Raw genomic sequence first — 18,719 nt, forward strand, 5'->3', positions numbered from 1 at the left:
TTATGGTTACGATAGAACAAAAATTATTACTGTTTTCAAAGCTCATAAATAATTCCATGGACAAAAGCCTCAATGAGGAACTAAAGGAACTTGAAAAGCAATATGACCTGAAAATCAAGAAAAACATGGAAGAAACAGATCATATGGCTAAGTCCATAGAGGAAAGAGCTGAGAAAAAAGCTGAAATGAAGCGCACAGAAAGCCTGAGTAGATCAAAGGTAATCATAAAGAGAGAAATTATAGTATTGAAAGAAAAATATTATTATACTTTCATGGAAGCATTTAAAAATAGATTATCTGAATTTGTTGAATCAGAAATGTACAAGACTTATCTGTCCGGCTTGATTTCTACTGTGGAAAAACTTATTAACAGCTACGAAGAGTGCAGCGTGGTTATTTCTATGAGAGAAAGCGACAAAAATAAGTACTCTGAATTTATCGAACAAGAACTTAAGAAAAGTAAAAGCTGCAAAAGCGTTGAGTTCAAATCAACCAATGATATCATGGGTGGTTTTATAGCCGTTGTTGACGACAAGGACATCAAAATTGACCTTTCTGTTGATGCGGTACTTGAAGAAAACAAGATGTATATCATGCAGACGATATTTGAGGCTTTGGAGGCAGGTGACTTAAATGATTAGAAACGAAGGAATTGTCAACTCAATAAACGGGCCTGTTGTCAAAGGACTCAATATGGGTTCATTCAAAGTTAACGAAATGGTTACTGTGGGAAGCCAGAAGCTAATTGGAGAAGTTGTATCTCTTGACGGCGATGTTGCCACTGTACAGGTATACGAAGAAACAGAAGGATTGAAAGCCGGGGAGAAGATTCATTCCACTGGAAATCCGCTTTCAGTCACTTTAGGTCCCGGAATGATAGGAAACATCTTTGACGGTATACAAAGACCGTTAAACAGGATACAGAACATGTCAAAGGATTTCATACCGGAAGGAATCGGTCTTCTGACTCTGGACGAAGAAAAACCATGGGATGTGACTATTACGGTTAAGCCGGGCGACAAACTTCGAGCTGGTCAGGTTTACGCAACAATCCAGGAAACTCAAAGAATTCTTCACAAGCTTCTGGTTCCGGTAAATGTGAGCGGAACCGTAAAGGAAGTTAAACCAAACGGAAAGTACAAATTAAACGACACAGTGGTCGTGCTGGAAAAGGAAAACACAGACACTGAGAATCTTACGCTGTCCTCAAAGTGGCCTGTAAGAAAGGCGAGACCCATAAATAAAAGAATTCCTATCTACAAACCTCTTGTAACAGGTCAAAGGGTTATAGACAGTTTCTACCCCATAGCCAAAGGGGGAACTGTAGGACTTCCCGGAGGTTTCGGTACAGGAAAAACCGTTACTCAGCACCAGCTGGCCAAGTGGTGCGATGCGGACATAATTGTATATATAGGATGCGGCGAGCGCGGAAACGAAATGACCGACGTTTTGGAAGAGTTTCCTAAGCTTATTGATCCGAGAACAAACAGACCGTTGATGGAAAGAACGATCCTTATTGCAAATACATCAAATATGCCTGTTGCTGCCCGTGAAGCCAGCATCTATACAGGAATCACCATGGCTGAATATTTCCGGGATATGGGATACGATGTAGCCATAATGGCAGACTCAACTTCAAGATGGGCCGAGGCGCTTCGTGAGATTTCCGGACGTCTTGAGCAGATGCCTGCAGAAGAAGGATACCCTGCATACCTGCCTTCCAGGCTTGCAGAGTTCTATGAAAGAGCAGGCTGTGTAACGACTTTGAACGATGAGGAAGCTACAATCACAATCATCGGAGCTGTTTCACCTCCGGGAGGAGACTTCTCAGAACCGGTAACAGAAAACACAAAGCGTTTCGTATCGGCATTCCTTGGACTTGACAAGAAGCTGGCCTATGCAAGGCACTATCCTGCAATAAACTACCTGACAAGCTACTCAGGTTATGTTGGAATGCTGTCTGAATGGTATGAGGAAAATGTGGCTCCGGACATGCTTGAATTAAGACACAAGATGATAGTTCTTCTTCAGGAAGAGGAAAAACTTAACGAAATTGTTCAGCTGGTTGGGGAAGATGTTCTTCCAAACGATCAGGCTCTCGTTCTTGAAACAGCAAGAATTATCAAGAAGGGATTCCTGCAGCAAAACGCCATGCATGCGGAAGACACTTACGTTGTGTTGAAAAAGCAATACCTGATGCTTAAGGTTATAGACACATTCTACGAGGAAGCTCTGGCATGCGTTAAGATAGGCATTCCGATTTCCGTAATAAGAAGCGAATCTGTAATTCAGGACATACTTAAGATAAAGTATGAGGTTCCCAATGACAAACTAGAGATGCTCGAAGATCTTATGAATAAAATCGCAGATGTATACGGCAGCTTGAGATTAAAGTATGAATAGGGAGTGTTGATATGAAAAAAGAATATTTGAAAATACAAAAAATTGCAGGTCCGTTAATAGTACTTAACGGCATTGAAGATGCTTCCTATGGCGAAACAATCAGCATTAAGGTTGATGAAAATGAAACAAGAAAAGGAAAGATAATCAAAATAGAAGGCGATAGGATAATCGCTCAGGTTTTTGAAGGAACAACAGGAATTTCAACAGACAACTCTTCTGTTAAGTTCCTTGCGGAACCGCTTACCATTCCTGTATCAAAGGAAATACTGGGAAGAACGTTTAACGGAGTGGGCGAGCCCATAGATAACGCCTACCAGGTTATTTCTCCAATAAAAGAAAACATAAACGGAAGGCCTATAAATCCGGTAGCAAGACGATACCCCAAGAACTTCATTCAGACAGGTATTTCTGCAATTGATTCACTGATGACGCTCATAAGAGGTCAAAAGCTTCCTATATTCTCAGGAAACGGTATGTCTCACAACGAGCTGGCAGCACAGATAGTTAAACAAGCAAAAATAAAAGGAGCTACAAAGGACAACTTTGCAGTTGTGTTCGGAGCAATGGGCGTTCGTCATGACGATGCAGACTACTTCAGAAAAAGCTTCGAATCCGCTGGGGTTCTGGATCACGTTGTAATGTACATCAATACTGCGGATGCTCCTATAATTGAAAGAATTTCAACTCCCAGATGCGCATTGACTGCAGCGGAGTACCTTGCATTCCAGAACAACATGCATGTGCTTGTCATATTGACTGACATGACCAGTTATGCTGAAGCGCTTCGTGAAATCTCATCTGCCAAGGAAGAGGTTCCGTCGCGTAAGGGATATCCTGGATATTTGTATTCGGACCTTTCAACAATTTACGAAAGAGCCGGAATGCTTAAGAGCTGCGAAGGTTCCATTACCCTCATACCAATACTGACAATGCCCAACGATGATATCACTCACCCCATACCTGACCTTACAGGATTCATCACGGAAGGACAGATAGTTCTTAACAGGGAATTGAACCATAAGGGTATTTATCCTCCTATAGACATCCTGCCATCACTTTCACGTTTGATGAAGGACGGTATTGGTGCCGAATTTACCAGGGAAGACCACGCGGATCTTCAGAGCCAGATATATGCATCCTACTCAAAGGTGCAGGACATCAGAAGCTTGTCGCAGATCATAGGTGAGGACGACCTGGGAGAAACGGACAAATTGTATCTGCAGTTCGGCCGTGAGCTTGAAGGAACATTCATAGCGCAGGATAAGAATGAAAACAGAAACATCAACGAAACTCTGGATCTTGGATGGCATGTGCTTTCAATACTTCCTGAAACTGAGCTTGACCGTGTTAAACCTGAAATGTTGGCTAAATACTACGTACGCAACAGGGAGAGATAATTATGGCAGTGATGGTTGCACCTACAAAATCTAACCTCATAAAAGCTAAATCTTCTCTTGAACTTTCTAAAAAAGGATATGAGCTCCTTGACAAGAAGAGGAACATCCTCATTAAGGAAATGATGGTATTTGTAGACAAGGCACGAAGCATGCAAAACGAAATTTATGATGTAATGGCCGAGGCATACGCCATACTGCAGAAGGCTAACATGACACTTGGTGTTAAAAACGTCGAGGACATAAGCTACAGCATACCCGATGACGAGCATTACGACATACTTCTGAAGAGCGTCATGGGTGTTGACATTCCAATGCTCAAGTACAAGGAGGAGGACATAATCCCCACCTACGGCTTTTACTCAACAAATGCATCCCTTGACGAAGCAAGAAAGATGTTCATAAAGGCAAAGCTTAAGATGTATGAACTGGCTGAAATAGAAAATTCGGTGTTCAAGCTTGCCAAGGAAATCCAAAAAACACAAAAAAGAACAAATGCTTTGCAGCATGTTCAAATACCCAAGTACAGGGAGCAGGTAAAATATATCCAGGAAGTTTTGGAGGAGAAGGAGAGGGAAGACTTCTTCCGTCTGAAAAGACTGAAAGGAAAGAAATAAAAATCAATTACGAATTTAAACCCAATTAAGAATTAAGAGTGAAGAATTAAAAGAAGGAATTGTGCGTATGCACAATTCCAACCAATAATTCTTCATTTTTAATTCTTAATTCTTAATTTAATGTCAGTTTTCTGGTTTTAAGGTTTTCGACATATGGTCCCGACCCACATAGGTGTTGGGAAATATTGTCTTTGCGTATCCGATGAATTCTGAAGGATTGCTCATGGACGGACTGAAGTGTGTGAGCCACAGTTCCTTTACGTTTGCTTCAGAGGCTATTCTTGCTGCTTCAGAATAAGTCATGTGCAGTTTTTCAGCAGCATTTTCAAGCTGGCTGTCTTCGCCGTACATACCTTCACATATGAACAAATCCGAACCACTGACTATTTTCTTTATGAGCGGAACCGGCCGCGTATCAGTGACGTAGGAGATCTTAATGGGCTTTCTTGCGCCTTCTAGCACCATGTCCGGTGTTATCACATCATTCTCAACCTCCACACTTTTGCCGTCATGCAGCGTCCTCCAGAGATTCAGAGGAACATTGAGATTTTTAGCCTTGTCGGGATTGAAATGCGGCTTCAGTGAAAGCTCCATACTGTAGCCTACACAGTTCATGTGGTGTTTTAATGGAATGGAGGTTATGTTCAGTCCTATTTCCTCGAATGTGGACACTTTGCTGTCGTGAACTTCGGACATGATCACTTCGTAGGGCAGATATCCGCATACAACTAAAAGGGTGTTGAGAATCCTTGTGCTTCCTCTTGGCCCGATAATGTGCAGGGGCTCAGTTCTGCCGCTGTTTCCGATGGTCAATAACAACCCCGGCAGTCCCGTCACATGGTCTGCATGGCAATGCGTTATTAGTATAGCATCTATCTTGCTTATTGAAATTTTTCCCTTGTGCAGGGAAACCTGAGTTCCTTCTCCGCAGTCAATCAGTATTTTTCTTCCGTTGTAATCGATGACACATGAAGATAAGAATCTTCCCGGCAGGGGTATCATGCCGCTGGTGCCTGTTAAAGTAACTTCTATCATTTTATCCTCTTGTAAATTTTTCTAATTCCATTATACATATTATTGCTTAAATTATCAATACATATTCCCTGCAATCATGAGCATGGCAGTGCATATGAACGCAGACAGAACACCATGGACAAACTTGCAGAATATGTAGTTTTTGATGTCCAGCTCAAACTCGTTTATTACCGCAAGAGTCTGAAAGATTACGGACATTCCGGAAAAGCTTATGAGAAAACTGATGACAATGAGTTTTAGCTCCATGGGAACGTAAATTGATTTTGCAATGATGCTGCAGCCGTTTGTAAGCTCCAGGGAGCCCACAAGCAGCGAGTAAATTATGTCGCTTAAATATCTTTTTACAGCCATGAATGCTGTAAGACTTTTTAAGCTGTCATCCAGAAAATTGGAGAATACAGAAAATATTACAATGACTCCGCCGACCGACAGTATGCTTATGACGGATTTATAAATTGCATTGCTGAAGGCTTGGTTGAAGGTCACGGAGGTTTTGTTTAGACTTCGCACACTGGGCCCAATCCTTGCTGATTGTTTTTTTATCATTATGCCCAAAATCAGTGCCCCCAGGAAGTGGGGAACAGCAATGTACTTGTAAAGGCTGAAGCTTCCCAGCATGGAAAATGACACTGCACCCGCTATGAACTGGAAGCTGCAGTCATTGGCAAAGACTGTGAGATAATTGGCTTCGTCGCTGCTTATTCGCTTGCTTGCAGTCATGATGTTGACTGCCATTGCCCCTGAAGGGTAGCCGGATATGAAGCTTATGAAGAAGGGGATGAGAGCATACTTATTTTTGAACAATTTGACAGATACAAGCCACATCCTTTCAAACAGGCTGTACAAAAAATTGTATTGCAGAAGAATGTTGGAAAGCACTGACATGGGAAACAAAAATGGCACGATGTTCGTTCCCCAGATCCTAAGGCCATTTACGGCTCCTTCTGAGACAATGTCAGGCTTGATAATAAAAAAGCATATTAAAAGCATTATAAGCGTAGGAATAAAGTTTCGTCTGAACATAATACAACCCCCATAACACATTTTATTGTGTCTTAAGTGTAATATGCTTTTTTATTTAGCTATATAAGCAGCGTTTTTTTTGTATTCCAAATTGGCTTCTCTGTTCTCAAAAGGAAGGTAGTATAGGTTGGTAGCCTTGGCCGTCAGCTTGAAGGAAGGAAGCTCTTCCGCACTTATGCCGAATTTTTTGTAGTCTGAGTAGCGGCAAATTACGGCAGTTCCGCGTGATTGAGCATTCTTTATTACCTTTCTTCCTGTATCGTTGAAAGCCAGAACCTTAATATATTTATATTGTTCGGTAGACATAAATTTCTTTATGTCTTCATAAGTAATGTCTAAGGCAATGTTAAGAAGTATCCTTCGAAGCCTTGAATATGTGTAACGCTTTGACTTCAGTGACATTATTAGTTCATGAGATGACCTGTGCATGAAAAGGCTTTGGTATATCTTGTTGTTAAGACCTTCTGACACGTCGAATATGTCGTTTAAGCCTTCCTTTTCAAGTTCCATGATCCTGTAATTAATAATGTCCATGTAGTTGTCAAGCATGTTGAAGCTGCCGTAGTCTGAATAAAAACCATTTATGCTTTCCATGCTTTTTGATGTGACGGACAATGTATGTTTTGCAGAACCTGACAAAATCCCGCTTCTTATGGCTGTGGCACTGTCGAAAAGTCCTGAAAGCTCATGGTCGTTGTGGCTTTTGCCGATTCTTTTTACCGGAAAAAATTCAAGGCAAACATTTTGCTTCATGGAGCTTTTTATGTATTCAACTGCCAGCACGTTGTTTGGAGAAACCACAGAATCACTGAACTCATTTCCCATGAGGCTGCTCAGTGCCTTTGTCATGGCGGCAGGATAGGATATTCCTTTTTTTATTTCATCCCTAAGCACATTATTGTACTGGATGCTTTCAAGCTGAGCTTCTGCAATCCTCCTCAACGTATCAACATTGTCGTTTTCGCAGCCGAAGCTTAAAGCGTGCACAGGAATTTTGCCCAGCTCCCTTATGGCTCCGTATGCAAACATCTCAGCGTTTTGACACGAAAATGGAAGCGGAAGCTCTATGACTATGTCAGCCCCGCCCCATACGGCAGCCTCAGCCCGTCTGAATTTATCAATTATGGCCGGTTCGCCCCGCTGAACGAAATTACCGCTCATGACGCACACAACCGCATCGCAGCCGGAAAGTTCCCTGGCTTTTTTCAGCTGATATTCGTGTCCCTTGTGAAATGGATTGTATTCTGAAACAATACCTGTTATTTTCATAAAACCACCGTATTTTAATGTATTGAGAATTTTTAAATCCTTTGTCTTATAATAATTTTTATTTTGATCAAAGTCAAATAAATTAGAAAACTTTTGTAAAAATACATTTAAATTTGTTTGATTTTTTCTTTATAAATGGTATAATACCATAGGTTAATGGTAATTGAGGGTGATATTATGAGCGTAACATTTGTAATTGGCGGTGCAAGAAGCGGAAAGAGTACATTTGCCGAAAGCAAAGCAAAAGAATATTCTGAAAATGTGCTGTACCTCGCTACAGCTGTGGTAACTGACCAGGCCATGGCTGACAGGGTTAAAAAACATAAAAGCCAGCGTCCGGGTTCCTGGAAGACCCTTGAAATGTATTCCGATTTTGATGAACTTGCAAACAAGGAAGAGTTCATCAGTTCCGATGCCATTCTGCTGGATTGCATAACCACCCTTGTGGGAAACTTCATGTATGACTCCGGTCTTGATTTTGACAGCTGCAGTGCAGAAGAAGTCAACCAACTGGAAAAAAAGATAACTGACGAGGTAATGATACTCATTGATGTATGCAACCGGTTCGGCAAGAAACTCATTATAGTTTCAAACGAAACGGGCATGGGAGTTGTTCCGTCCTACTACATGGGAAACTACTTCAGGGACATAAGCGGAAGAATAAACAGCAGAATCGGAAGTGCGGCAGATTTCATGTACTTCATATTCTCAGGCATACCAATAAAACTCAAGCATAGAGGAGAGATGGTCAAATGGCCTCAGGATTTTTAACTTTGATTTCATTTTTCACTCGTATACCTGTGGGAAGAAAAATCATGTACAGCGAAGAAAACTTCAAAAAGTCGCTGAGCCTTTATACACTCATGGGAGCAGTGATAGGACTTATACTTGCACTCATATATATGGTGTTCGCAAATATCAGGATTACATTTGTGAGGGGGTTGGTTCTGACCATGGCATATGTTGCCGTAACAGGAGGCATACATCTGGATGGGGCAACTGACACTTCTGACGGCTTGTTTTCCGGAAGGACAGGGGACAGGGTGTTTGAGATAATGAGCGATTCCCACATTGGAGCATTCGGAGTTATCTGCCTTGTCATGATATTGCTTTCTCAGTTTGTTTTCTTTTCATATGCGGACATGTCTGCATGTATGATGATGCCAGTTGTAGGCAGGGCAAGTCTTACGGCTTCCTGCTATAATAAGAAGTACGCAAAAAAAACAAAGGGAATGGGAACATTGTTCGTTGAGTCCATGACCTTGCAAGTAGTTGCAGCCAACATGGCGATACTTGCAGCGTTGATTATTGTATTACCCAACAGTGCAGTGCTTGCGGCAGCGTGCTTTGCTTCTCTTGTGTCTGCTGTTTTCATATCCGGCTGGGTTGAAGGAAGGATAGGCGGCATGACTGGTGACACCTGCGGCTTTGTTACTGAAATGACACAGATAATATTTATGATTTTAGTACTTTTTTTAAAGGGATAATTATGATATACTTAGTTCGGCACGGTGAATCCACAGCAAATGTAGATGGACGCTACAGCGGCATCACGGATGTTGAACTGTCACAAAGGGGCAGGAAACAGGCATTTGCGGCAGGCGTAAACCTAAAAAGGAAAAAAATTGAGAATATTTTCTCAAGCCCTCTCAAAAGGGCTATTGATACGGCAAAAATCATTTCAAGGGAAAACTGCTTCGACGAGAATAACATAATTGTCGAAAAAAGTCTGATTGAAGTGAACTTTGGTATTTTCGAAAACATGACATGGGATGAAATGAGGCTCAGCCACATGGAAGAAACAGAGAAGTGGATACAGCTTCAGCACAGGTATAAATTCCCTAATGGTGAAGGCTACGAAGACATCATAAAAAGAGTGTCAGCCTTTGTGGATGGCATACCCGATAATTCCGTCGTTGTCACTCACTTCGGCGTCATACAGTCCATGATGCTGTACCTTAACATAGCAGACGACAAAAGTCTGTGGCAATATGAAATATCAAACTGCGACATTTTGGTATTAAACAACAAGAAAATTGAAACAATAATAAAGTGCTGTCCCGAAGGCACGGTATAACATTACAACCAGTCTTAAAATCTTATGATTTTATATATAATTATAACTCATGGAGGAATAAAATGAATGTATTAGTAATTAACTGCGGAAGTTCATCATTGAAATACCAGTTGATCAACATGAATGATGAAAGCGTATTGGCTAAAGGTCTTGTTGAAAGAATAGGCATTGAAGGCAGTGTATTGAAGCATGAAAAAACAGGCATGGATAAAGTTGTTATCCAGGAACCTATGAAAGACCACAAGGATGCCATAAACCATGTGCTCACAGCATTGGTTGACCCTGTTTACGGCGCAGTGAAATCTCTTGATGAAGTAGAGGCAGTGGGACACAGAGTTGTACACGGCGGAGAAAAATTTGCAGGTTCAGTTGCCATAACTGACGAAGTTGTAAACGCAATGAAGGAATGCATAAGCCTTGCTCCTCTTCACAATCCACCGAATATCATTGGTATAGAAGCATGCAAGGAATTGCTGCCTACAGTTCCAATGGTTGGCGTATTTGATACGGCTTTCCACCAGACAATGCCTCCTGTTTCTTATATATACCCGCTTCCGTATGAACTTTACAAGGAACTTGGAATAAGAAGATACGGATTCCACGGAACTTCTCACAAATATGTTTCTGAAAGAGTTGAAGCTTTAACAGGCAAAGAACTTGAAGGAATGAAGATAATCACATGCCACTTAGGAAACGGCGCAAGCCTTACAGCCATTAAAGACGGAAAATCATTCGACACAAGCATGGGAATGACTCCGCTTGAAGGACTTGTTATGGGAACAAGATGCGGAGACATCGACCCGGCCATAGTAACGTTCCTGATGAACAAAAAGAACATGACAGCTGAAGAAGTTGACAATCTCATGAACAAGAAATCAGGAGTTCTGGGAATATCCGGCGTAAGCAGCGACTTCAGAGACATAGAAGGAGCAGCAGATGAAGGAAATGAAAGAGCTCAGCTGGCACTGGACAAATTCGCTTACACAGTTAAGAAATACATAGGTTCATATGCAGCAGCAATGGGCGGAGTGGACGTATTGGTATTCACGGCAGGTCTTGGTGAAAATTCAGCATCTTCAAGAAAACAGGTTTGTGAAGGCCTTGAATTCTTAGGCGTTGAAATCGATGATGTAAAGAACAACACAAGAGGAAAAGAAGCAGAAATATCAAAAGACGGTGCAAAGGTTAAAGTCTTTGTTATCCCAACAAATGAAGAGTTAATGATTGCAAGGGATACAAAAGCACTGGCTAAAAAATAAAACTGTAAAATAAATTGCTTGACAAAAGATTTTTTTTCTCTTATAATTAACTCTGCGAATAAAAAGGGTGGTATTATGTTAATTAGATTGAACAAGTTTTTGTCGTCTGATGCGTTGTCTTTCAGATTCAATGAGAGATTTGCAATTGATGACGAGGATTTTTTGTCAAAAACACATCTGGATAAAGACATAGATTTCAGCGGAGAGGTTTTCAAGGTTGAGGACAGTGTCTTGCTGACCGGCACAATAAGGTATACTTTTGCAGATGTTTGCTCAAGATGCCTTGCTGAATTCGACAACACAGTCGAAACAAGTTTTGAAGCAAGTATTGTGTCCAGGTTGGACGAAGATGAAGAAACTGATGAGATTCAGTTGATAGTAACGGACGGATGTGTTGAATTGGACGAAATTATCAAACAGATGATTTACTTGTCCATGCCTATGAAGTCTTTATGTAAAAAAGACTGCAAAGGTATATGCCCCACTTGCGGAGTTAATTTAAATTTTGAAGAGTGCGAATGCGAAAACAATTTAACAGATCCGCGATTTAATAAATTAAAAGACCTGTTGAAGGATTAAGGAGGTGTTACAATGGCAGTACCTAAGAGAAAAACTTCCAAAGCTAGAAGAGATAGAAGAAGAACAGCTAAATCAAGATTAACAGTTCCAAATACTATAGAATGCCCACAGTGTCATGAAGCAAAGTTACCTCACAGAGTTTGTGGAGCTTGCGGATTTTATAACGGCAAAGAAGTTATGAGCGTTGAGTAAAAAGTAGTGCAAATGCACTATTTTTTTATTGCAAAACATATGGCGCTACGTTATACTAGTCTATGTAAAAATATAGGAACTAGAGGTGTTATATGAAAGTCGCAGTAGACGCCATGGGTGGCGACAATGCACCTGAGGCTGTTGTCAGAGGAAGCATACTTGCCCGTGACGAGTACAACCTGGGAATCATACTTGCTGGAAAAGAGCATGAAGTAAAACAGATGCTGGAAAAGCATACATCAAGCTTTAACAACATTGAAATTATAAATGCTGAAGAAGTTATAACAAACGATGACAAGCCTGTTATGGCAATACGCCGCAAGAAGGATTCATCCCTGGTTAAAGCAATGAACGCTGTTAAAAATAAGGAAGCTGATGCTGTTGTTTCTGCAGGAAGCACGGGAGCCATATTAAGCGGAGGAACCTTGCTTATCGGAAGGATTGAAGGTATTCAAAGACCTGCAATAGGTTCGCTCATTCCAAACATGAACGGCGGATTTGCACTTTTGATAGATTCCGGTGCCAACGTTGATTCAAAGCCTGAATTTCTATATGATTTCGCAATTATGGGAGACATATATCTCAAGAGAGTCATGAATATTCCAAATCCCCGCATTGCTCTAGCCAATATAGGAGCAGAAAAATCAAAGGGCGACAAGTTGACTGTTGAAACTTACGATTTGCTTGAAAACACAAAACTGCCCATGAATTTTATCGGCAATATAGAAGCAAGAGAAATACTTCAGGGAAAAGCGGATATAATAGTTTGTGACGGCTTTGTGGGAAATATGATTTTAAAGACTCTTGAAGGAACCGTTATTGAAATTATGAAGGGACTTAAAAACGAACTCATGTCGTCAGCAAGGACAAAGTTGGGAGCAGTGCTTATTAAGCCGGCCCTTATGAATTTCAAAAGCAAATTCGATTATTCAGAGCACGGCGGAGCGCCGCTTCTAGGCGTTAAGGCTCCTGTAATAAAAGCTCACGGAAGCAGTGATGAAAAAGCCGTTAAAAATGCCATACGTCAGGCTAAGGTGTGCTGCGAAAGCAATATTAATGAATTGATTGAAGAAAGTATAACAAGGAGGTGATTGATGTGTTTGAAAGAATTAGAGATCTTGTAGCAGAAAAAGTGGGAGTGGATCCTGAAGACATAACTATGGAAACTTCCTTTGCAGATGATTTGGAAGCTGATTCTATAACACTGTTTGAATTGGTTATGGCTATCGAAGATGAATTCGATATGGAAATTGATGACGAAAGCATTGAGCAAATCAAAACAGTAGGAGATATTGTCAATTACTTAGAAGAAAGCATCAATATGTAATTATATTAATTATATTAATTATATTATGATGAATCAGAACATAATTTAGGGACGCAGAAATGCGTCCTGTATATTAAATGTTATAATTATTTATTATTTTTATGAAGGTATTCATAAATGTAATAAACAATTATAATCACAGGAGGAACAGTGATTATAGATATTAAGGAATTAAACGGGTTTGAAGAAATAATCAATTACAAATTCAACAATATAGCTACCTTGGAAAAATCCCTTACACACAGCTCCTATTCAAACGAAGACAAAACCTACAGCAAGGTAAACAATGAAAGACTGGAGTTTTTGGGAGACGCGGTCTTAAGCATTACCGTAAGCCGCTTCATATTTGACAAGTTCCCGGATTATCCGGAAGGAGATCTGACAAAGCTTCGTTCCCAGGTTGTATGCGAGGATACGTTGAGCATGGTGGCCGCTAACCTTAACATCGGCAGGTACCTTCTCCTTGGAAAAGGAGAGGAGGCGTCAGGCGGGAGAGAACGAAAATCAATACTTGCAGATGCAGTGGAAGCCATAATTGCTGCCATTTACATTGACGGCGGCTACAGAAAGGCTGAGGAGTTTGTGCTTGCCAACCTGACAAAGTACATTCAGCTGGCTGTCAAGGGTAAAATTGTAACAGACTTCAAGTCGTACCTGCAGGAATACTACCAGAGCAAAAGCCAGTCATGCAAGATAAGGTATGTTGTGACCAGGGAAGAAGGTCCGGACCATGAGAAGATGTTCCATGTCAATGTGCTGGTTAACAAGCAGGTTGTGGGTAAGGGTTCCGGAAAAAGCAAGAAACTTGCCGAACAGGATGCCGCTAAAAATGCATTGATGTCGGAAGGTCAGCTCAATGAATAAAAAAATGAAGATTATTCCTGTATTCGTTCCGCATGTGGGTTGTCCAAACGACTGCGTGTTCTGCAACCAGAAGAAGATAACAGGCAAAGGCACGGTGTCTGCCAGCGGCAGGTACGTTGAAGATATAGTTGAAGAATACAGAAAGACTATCGATGAAGATACTTATACTGAACTGGCTTTTTTCGGAGGGTCTTTCACTGCAATTGACATAACTCTTCAGGAGGAGCTGCTGAAAGTCGGAAAGCATTACAAGGATATGGGCGTGGTAGACAGCATAAGGTGTTCCACAAGACCCGATGCCATAAGCGAGGACATATTATCTCTCCAGAAAAAATACGGCATGGACATCATCGAACTTGGAATTCAAAGTCTGGATGATGATGTATTAAGAATGTCCAACCGCGGTCACACCAGGAAGGATTCCGAAAATGCCAGCAGGCTGATTAAAGAGCACGGTTTTTTACTTGGGCACCAGATAATGCCTGGGCTTCCCGGAAGCACCAGGGAAAAGGACATAAAGACATGCCTTGACTCCATTGCCATGAAGCCTGACATGGTGAGAATATACCCGACGCTTACCATAAGAGACACAGAACTTTTATACATGTATGAAAAAGGTTGCTACAAACCCCTTACGCTGGAAGAGGCAGTTGAAATAACGTCACTGATATACAGCCATTACGCTGCAAACAACATAAATGTCATTCGAATCGGCCTGCAAAACACTGAAACCATTAACCAGGAGGAGGATGTGGCTGCAGGTCCGTTTCATCCTGCCTTCAGGCAGCTTGTGGAAGAAAGAATTTATGTTTGTGCAATTGCAGATCTTTTAAAAAACATGGATTTAAAGGACAAACACATTATCATCGAGACCAGCGACAAGCTCATAAGCTTTATTTCAGGGCAAAAGAAATCCAATATTAGGAAGCTGAAGGAAATATTTTCAATGAAAAGCATCTCCTTTAAATGCTCCATGGACCAGAACACAATAGCAATATACGAAGAAACCAGAAAATTAGGAAGTCTTGACAAACAAAGCATCTATCAGGACTATCTTAATCTGCAACAGGGGGAAATATGTTTTTAAAGAAAGTGTATGTCAACGGTTTTAAATCTTTTGCAGAGAAAACCGAAATTGTAGTGGAAAAAGGAATAACTGCAGTTGTGGGACCGAATGGAAGCGGTAAAAGCAACATTTCAGACGCCATAAAGTGGGTTCTGGGCGAGCAGAGCGCCAAATCGCTGAGAGGAGGCAAGATGGATGATGTTATTTTTGCCGGCACGGAAAAAAGGCTGCCCCTTGGCTATGCTGAAGTGAACCTCATTTTTGATAATGAATCGGGAATCATACCCGTTGAATACAAGGAAGTAAGCATAAAAAGAAAGCTTTACAAAACAGGTGAGAGCGAGTACTACATAAACAAGCAGCAATGCAGGCTGAAGGATATCAGAGAACTGTTCATGGACACAGGAATAGGAAGGGACGGCTATTCATTCATAGGACAAGGCCGTGTAGAAGACATCCTAAGCCCCAATTCAGAGACGAGACGACAGGTTTTCGAGGAAGCATCAGGAATTGTGAAGTACAAGGCACGCAAGGAAGAATCGGAAAGAAAGCTTGATAAAACCAGCAGCAACCTGGACAGGATCGAAGACATAATCCATGAACTGGAGGAGCGCATAGGCCCATTGAAGGAGCAGAGCGCCAAAGCCAGACAATACATAGATATAAAAAATGACCTTAAGCAGTATGAACTCAATTACCTGGCTCACGAATACGAAAAGCACAGCGAACAGCTCAAGGCTCTGGAAAACCAGAAAAGCATGGCAACAGAGGAAAAAGTCAGGCTGCAGAAAAAAAGGGATGCGCTTACCGAGAACATAGAAAAGCAAAAGGAAAACATAAGCGAGCTTCAAGCCAGGACCAGGGAACAGGAAGCATTGAAGGAGTCCAGGAACAAGGAATTGGAAAGCTTCTTAAGTCTAGGACAGGTTCACAAGGAAAAGAAGCTTTTGTACCAAAGCAACATCGAGAGCATTCAAAAAGAAATAGATGACGTGGACAAGAGAAATCAGGAACTGCGGGAAACAATCGATTCAATTGCCGTGGAAAAAACTCTGCTGGTAGAGGAATTAAAATCAACCAACGAAAAATTTGAATCCACCAATGCCGAAATTCAGGAATACAAGGCAAAAATCGATCAGGTTTCAGCTAAAATCGAGGAACATAAACAGGAGCTCTTTGAGCTTCACAAGGAAGTAAACAAGCTAAACAGCCAGAAAAGCACCATCCAGTCCTTCATATCAAACGACGAGGAAAGAATTGAACACTTAAGCGGTGAAATTTCACTGGAAGAACAGGAAAGAGGGAACAGACAGGAAGTCATCCAGGCACTTTTGGAAGAACAGGAAAACATAAGTGCATTAATAAGCCAAAAGAAAACTGAGCTGCAACAGTCTGCCGCCCTGCTTGTTGAAAAGGAAAGCGAAAAAGAACAGCTTAACCTGGAAATCAAAAAAGCTGAGGAAAGCTTAAGCGGTGCCAGGTCGAAGATGAACGTGCTGTCAAACATGGAAGCGTACTACGACGGTTACTACAAAAGCATCAAGACAGTGATGAACAACAAGGACAAGGAACCTGTTCTTAAAGCCATATTGGGAACGGTGGCTGACATAATCAAGACTGAGAAGGAATACGAGACAGCAATTGAAATTGCCCTGGGTTCCGCTATCCAAAACATAATAGTAAAAACAGAGCAAGAAGCCGGCAGCATCATAGAGTACCTGAAAAAGAACAAGATTGGACGTGTTACGTTCCTACCCGTAAACATGCTTCAGGAAAGAGCATTAAGTGCCAGGGAGCAGGAAGTGCTTAAGGAAAAAAGCGTCATTAACACTGCTGATATGCTGGTAAGCACAAATCCAGAGTTCGAAAGTGTCATCAGTTTTTTGCTGGGCCGTATCCTTGTGGTGGACAACCTTGATAACGGTTTTAAAATTTCAAGAAAGCTTGGAAACTCCATAAAGATTGTAACATTATCAGGAGATGTGATAAATTCAGGTGGTTCCGTAACAGGAGGCCATATAAGTGCAAATCAGAATCTTCTTGGAAGAAAGAGAGAAATTGAAGAACTTAAGGCTGCCACGGAAAAATACACTGTGCTTGTTAAGAACAAAAACCTGAAGCTTGGTGAAGCCATAAAGTCAATAAGGGATCTTAATGATAAAGTGGCTTCATTAAAGGGCGACATAAGCGATAAGACCGGCCTTGTTGGAATGAATGCTTCAAGGATAAACATGCTTAAGGAACAAAATGAAAAAACCTCTTCTGCAATAAACAAGTATATGGAAGAAAAGAATTACATAGAGGAGGAAAGAAAAAGGTACCAAAATGATCTGGATAAGATTATTTCTGATACAGAGAGCACCAAGAGGCAAATAGACGAAAAGGAACAATCCATCGAAGACATTTCAACGGAAAATGAAGGCAACAGGGCAAAGTACGACGAATACAACAGCGTCATCCTGAGGCAAAGGGACCAGGTTGCCATGATAAACCAGGACATGATGCTCAAGGAAGAAAAAATCAGCAGCATACAATCGGAAATCCAGAGAAACATAACCTTGAAGTCACTGAAGGAAGAAAACCTCAAAAGCATCTTGGATGAAATTGAAACGGCTGAGAATTTCATCAGTGAGTACAAGGAAAAGGCAGAAACCCTCCGGACAGAGATTGCAAGACTGACAGAAAGCTTCAGACAGGACAAGGACAGCCTGGATGCCAGCCAGAATGAAATATATGAGTATCAGAACAAAATAAACGAAGCCAACAAATCCATCACTGAAATTCTCGACGACGAGAACAAGATGAACGTGAAAATAGAAAGAGAAATTGCAAAAGTTGAGGAAATTTCCGAGAAACTTTGGGAAGACTATGAACTGAACTACGCTATGGCCATAAAGTACAAAGACGACAGCATAAGCCAGTCTAGACTTTACAGCGAAGTGAGCGCCTGCAAGAAAGCCATAAAGGACCTGGGAAACATCAACCTCGATGCAATAGAGGAATATGAGGAAGTCCGCGAAAGGTACGAGTTCCTAAAAACACAACAAAAGGATCTTATAGACGCCAAAGACCAGCTCAGCGATGTAATAAAGGAACTGGAGATTCAGATGAGGGATAAGTTTGCTGAAGAGTTTGCAAACATAAGAGTCAAGTTTAACGAAGTGTTCAAGAAGCTCTTCAACGGTGGAAACGGCGACGTTTATCTGGAGGACGAAAATGACGCCCTTAACAGCAACATTGAAATCACCGTTCAGCCGCCAGGAAAGAAACTGAGCAAGATTTCACTGCTTTCAGGAGGAGAGAAGTCTCTTACAGCCATAGCTCTCTTGTTTGCCATACTTAAGACAAAACCCACGCCCTTCTGCATTCTGGATGAAATCGAAGCGGCTCTGGACGATGTAAATATAAACCGCTTTTCTCAGTATCTGAAAGAATTTTCTAAAGAGACACAGTTCATGGTGATAACCCACAGGAAGGGAACCATGGAATGCGCAGACACCATGTACGGTGCCACAATGGAGGAAAAAGGTGTGACAAAGCTTGTCTCCATGAAGCTGTCAGACGCCATATAACAATTAAGAGTGAAGAATTGAGAATTAAGAATTTAATGAAGA

18 protein-coding genes are annotated in these 18,719 nt (G+C 41.3%); 15 read left to right on the plus strand and 3 right to left on the minus strand.

All coding sequences use genetic code 11. The features are described from left to right. Positions 1-2: 2 nt before the first annotated feature. From AAGU76_RS01350 to AAGU76_RS01365, 4 genes are read left to right on the plus strand one after another with little or no spacing between them, the layout of a single operon-like run. Positions 3-641, plus strand: coding sequence for a V-type ATP synthase subunit E family protein (locus AAGU76_RS01350; RefSeq protein WP_342483636.1), 639 nt, complete (start codon positions 3-5; stop codon positions 639-641). Then, positions 634-2,403, plus strand: a complete 1,770-nt coding sequence (locus AAGU76_RS01355) for a V-type ATP synthase subunit A (protein WP_342483637.1) — start codon at positions 634-636, stop codon at positions 2,401-2,403. The genes AAGU76_RS01350 and AAGU76_RS01355 overlap by 8 nt, the downstream gene beginning before the upstream one ends. 11 nt (positions 2,404-2,414) lie before the next feature. Continuing rightward, the gene (locus AAGU76_RS01360) at positions 2,415-3,800 is read left to right on the plus strand and encodes a V-type ATP synthase subunit B (protein ID WP_342483638.1); all 1,386 of its coding nucleotides are present in this window, start codon (positions 2,415-2,417) and stop codon (positions 3,798-3,800) included. Between the two features lie 2 nt (positions 3,801-3,802). Continuing rightward, positions 3,803-4,414 carry a V-type ATP synthase subunit D gene (locus tag AAGU76_RS01365; RefSeq protein WP_342483639.1) on the plus strand — a complete coding sequence of 204 codons (612 nt, stop codon included), beginning with the start codon at positions 3,803-3,805 and terminating at the stop codon, positions 4,412-4,414. 123 nt (positions 4,415-4,537) lie between these two features. Here AAGU76_RS01365 and AAGU76_RS01370 read toward each other — a convergent pair whose 3' ends face one another. The 3 genes from AAGU76_RS01370 to AAGU76_RS01380 are packed head-to-tail and all read right to left on the minus strand — an operon-like array spanning position 4,538 to position 7,741. Then, positions 4,538-5,449, minus strand: coding sequence for a ribonuclease Z (locus AAGU76_RS01370; RefSeq protein ID WP_342483640.1), 912 nt, complete (start codon positions 5,447-5,449; stop codon positions 4,538-4,540). A 54-nt stretch (positions 5,450-5,503) separates the two neighbouring features. Beyond that, complete coding sequence (locus AAGU76_RS01375; RefSeq protein ID WP_342483641.1) at positions 5,504-6,472, minus strand: hypothetical protein; 969 nt, start codon at positions 6,470-6,472, stop codon at positions 5,504-5,506. 51 nt (positions 6,473-6,523) lie between these two features. Then, positions 6,524-7,741, minus strand: coding sequence for a nucleotidyltransferase (locus AAGU76_RS01380; RefSeq protein WP_342483642.1), 1,218 nt, complete (start codon positions 7,739-7,741; stop codon positions 6,524-6,526). A 177-nt stretch (positions 7,742-7,918) separates the two neighbouring features. Between AAGU76_RS01380 and cobU the strand changes: the two genes are divergently transcribed. The 11 genes from cobU (at position 7,919) to smc (ending at position 18,677) form a co-directional block, all read left to right on the plus strand. Beyond that, positions 7,919-8,512: a bifunctional adenosylcobinamide kinase/adenosylcobinamide-phosphate guanylyltransferase gene (gene cobU, locus AAGU76_RS01385; protein ID WP_342483643.1), complete on the plus strand. Its 594-nt coding sequence runs from the start codon at positions 7,919-7,921 to the stop codon at positions 8,510-8,512. Then, on the plus strand, positions 8,494-9,228 hold the full coding sequence (gene cobS, locus AAGU76_RS01390) for an adenosylcobinamide-GDP ribazoletransferase (RefSeq protein ID WP_342483644.1): 735 nt from the start codon (positions 8,494-8,496) through the stop codon (positions 9,226-9,228). Before cobU ends, cobS begins: the two co-directional genes overlap by 19 nt. 2 nt (positions 9,229-9,230) lie before the next feature. Continuing rightward, complete coding sequence (locus tag AAGU76_RS01395; protein ID WP_342483645.1) at positions 9,231-9,818, plus strand: histidine phosphatase family protein; 588 nt, start codon at positions 9,231-9,233, stop codon at positions 9,816-9,818. Between the two features lie 62 nt (positions 9,819-9,880). After that, positions 9,881-11,077, plus strand: a complete 1,197-nt coding sequence (locus tag AAGU76_RS01400; RefSeq protein ID WP_342483646.1) for an acetate kinase — start codon at positions 9,881-9,883, stop codon at positions 11,075-11,077. A 75-nt stretch (positions 11,078-11,152) separates the two neighbouring features. Continuing rightward, on the plus strand, positions 11,153-11,656 hold the full coding sequence (locus AAGU76_RS01405) for a DUF177 domain-containing protein (protein ID WP_342483647.1): 504 nt from the start codon (positions 11,153-11,155) through the stop codon (positions 11,654-11,656). A gap of 12 nt (positions 11,657-11,668) precedes the next feature. Beyond that, positions 11,669-11,848 (plus strand): 50S ribosomal protein L32, encoded by a 180-nt coding sequence (gene rpmF, locus AAGU76_RS01410; protein ID WP_342483648.1) that lies wholly within the window; start codon positions 11,669-11,671, stop codon positions 11,846-11,848. A gap of 92 nt (positions 11,849-11,940) precedes the next feature. Then, positions 11,941-12,939 (plus strand): phosphate acyltransferase PlsX, encoded by a 999-nt coding sequence (plsX, locus tag AAGU76_RS01415; protein ID WP_342483649.1) that lies wholly within the window; start codon positions 11,941-11,943, stop codon positions 12,937-12,939. Beyond that, on the plus strand, positions 12,936-13,175 hold the full coding sequence (acpP, locus tag AAGU76_RS01420; protein ID WP_342483650.1) for an acyl carrier protein: 240 nt from the start codon (positions 12,936-12,938) through the stop codon (positions 13,173-13,175). Before plsX ends, acpP begins: the two co-directional genes overlap by 4 nt. Before the next feature lie 150 nt (positions 13,176-13,325). Beyond that, complete coding sequence (gene rnc / locus AAGU76_RS01425) at positions 13,326-14,039, plus strand: ribonuclease III (RefSeq protein WP_342483651.1); 714 nt, start codon at positions 13,326-13,328, stop codon at positions 14,037-14,039. Beyond that, entirely contained in the window at positions 14,032-15,126 is a 1,095-nt protein-coding gene (locus AAGU76_RS01430; protein ID WP_342483652.1) for a radical SAM protein, read from the plus strand. Before rnc ends, AAGU76_RS01430 begins: the two co-directional genes overlap by 8 nt. Next, positions 15,117-18,677 carry a chromosome segregation protein SMC gene (gene smc, locus AAGU76_RS01435; protein WP_342483653.1) on the plus strand — a complete coding sequence of 1,187 codons (3,561 nt, stop codon included), beginning with the start codon at positions 15,117-15,119 and terminating at the stop codon, positions 18,675-18,677. The genes AAGU76_RS01430 and smc overlap by 10 nt, the downstream gene beginning before the upstream one ends. The last annotated feature ends 42 nt before the right edge of the window (positions 18,678-18,719 follow it).

Source organism: Sedimentibacter sp. (genome assembly GCF_038562225.1).
GTDB lineage: Bacteria > Bacillota > Clostridia > Tissierellales > Sedimentibacteraceae > Sedimentibacter.

What these genes read in the sequence shown, in the direction of transcription:
- AAGU76_RS01350 (WP_342483636.1), top strand. Translation starts at nt 3, where the DNA reads ATGGTTACGATAGAACAAAAATTATTACTGTTTTCAAAGCTCATAAAT.
- AAGU76_RS01355 (WP_342483637.1), top strand. Translation starts at nt 634, where the DNA reads ATGATTAGAAACGAAGGAATTGTCAACTCAATAAACGGGCCTGTTGTC.
- AAGU76_RS01360 (WP_342483638.1), top strand. Translation starts at nt 2,415, where the DNA reads ATGAAAAAAGAATATTTGAAAATACAAAAAATTGCAGGTCCGTTAATA.
- AAGU76_RS01365 (WP_342483639.1), top strand. Translation starts at nt 3,803, where the DNA reads ATGGCAGTGATGGTTGCACCTACAAAATCTAACCTCATAAAAGCTAAA.
- AAGU76_RS01370 (WP_342483640.1), bottom strand. Translation starts at nt 5,449, where the DNA reads ATGATAGAAGTTACTTTAACAGGCACCAGCGGCATGATACCCCTGCCG.
- AAGU76_RS01375 (WP_342483641.1), bottom strand. Translation starts at nt 6,472, where the DNA reads ATGTTCAGACGAAACTTTATTCCTACGCTTATAATGCTTTTAATATGC.
- AAGU76_RS01380 (WP_342483642.1), bottom strand. Translation starts at nt 7,741, where the DNA reads ATGAAAATAACAGGTATTGTTTCAGAATACAATCCATTTCACAAGGGA.
- cobU (WP_342483643.1), top strand. Translation starts at nt 7,919, where the DNA reads ATGAGCGTAACATTTGTAATTGGCGGTGCAAGAAGCGGAAAGAGTACA.
- cobS (WP_342483644.1), top strand. Translation starts at nt 8,494, where the DNA reads ATGGCCTCAGGATTTTTAACTTTGATTTCATTTTTCACTCGTATACCT.
- AAGU76_RS01395 (WP_342483645.1), top strand. Translation starts at nt 9,231, where the DNA reads ATGATATACTTAGTTCGGCACGGTGAATCCACAGCAAATGTAGATGGA.
- AAGU76_RS01400 (WP_342483646.1), top strand. Translation starts at nt 9,881, where the DNA reads ATGAATGTATTAGTAATTAACTGCGGAAGTTCATCATTGAAATACCAG.
- AAGU76_RS01405 (WP_342483647.1), top strand. Translation starts at nt 11,153, where the DNA reads ATGTTAATTAGATTGAACAAGTTTTTGTCGTCTGATGCGTTGTCTTTC.
- rpmF (WP_342483648.1), top strand. Translation starts at nt 11,669, where the DNA reads ATGGCAGTACCTAAGAGAAAAACTTCCAAAGCTAGAAGAGATAGAAGA.
- plsX (WP_342483649.1), top strand. Translation starts at nt 11,941, where the DNA reads ATGAAAGTCGCAGTAGACGCCATGGGTGGCGACAATGCACCTGAGGCT.
- AAGU76_RS01430 (WP_342483652.1), top strand. Translation starts at nt 14,032, where the DNA reads ATGAATAAAAAAATGAAGATTATTCCTGTATTCGTTCCGCATGTGGGT.
- smc (WP_342483653.1), top strand. Translation starts at nt 15,117, where the DNA reads ATGTTTTTAAAGAAAGTGTATGTCAACGGTTTTAAATCTTTTGCAGAG.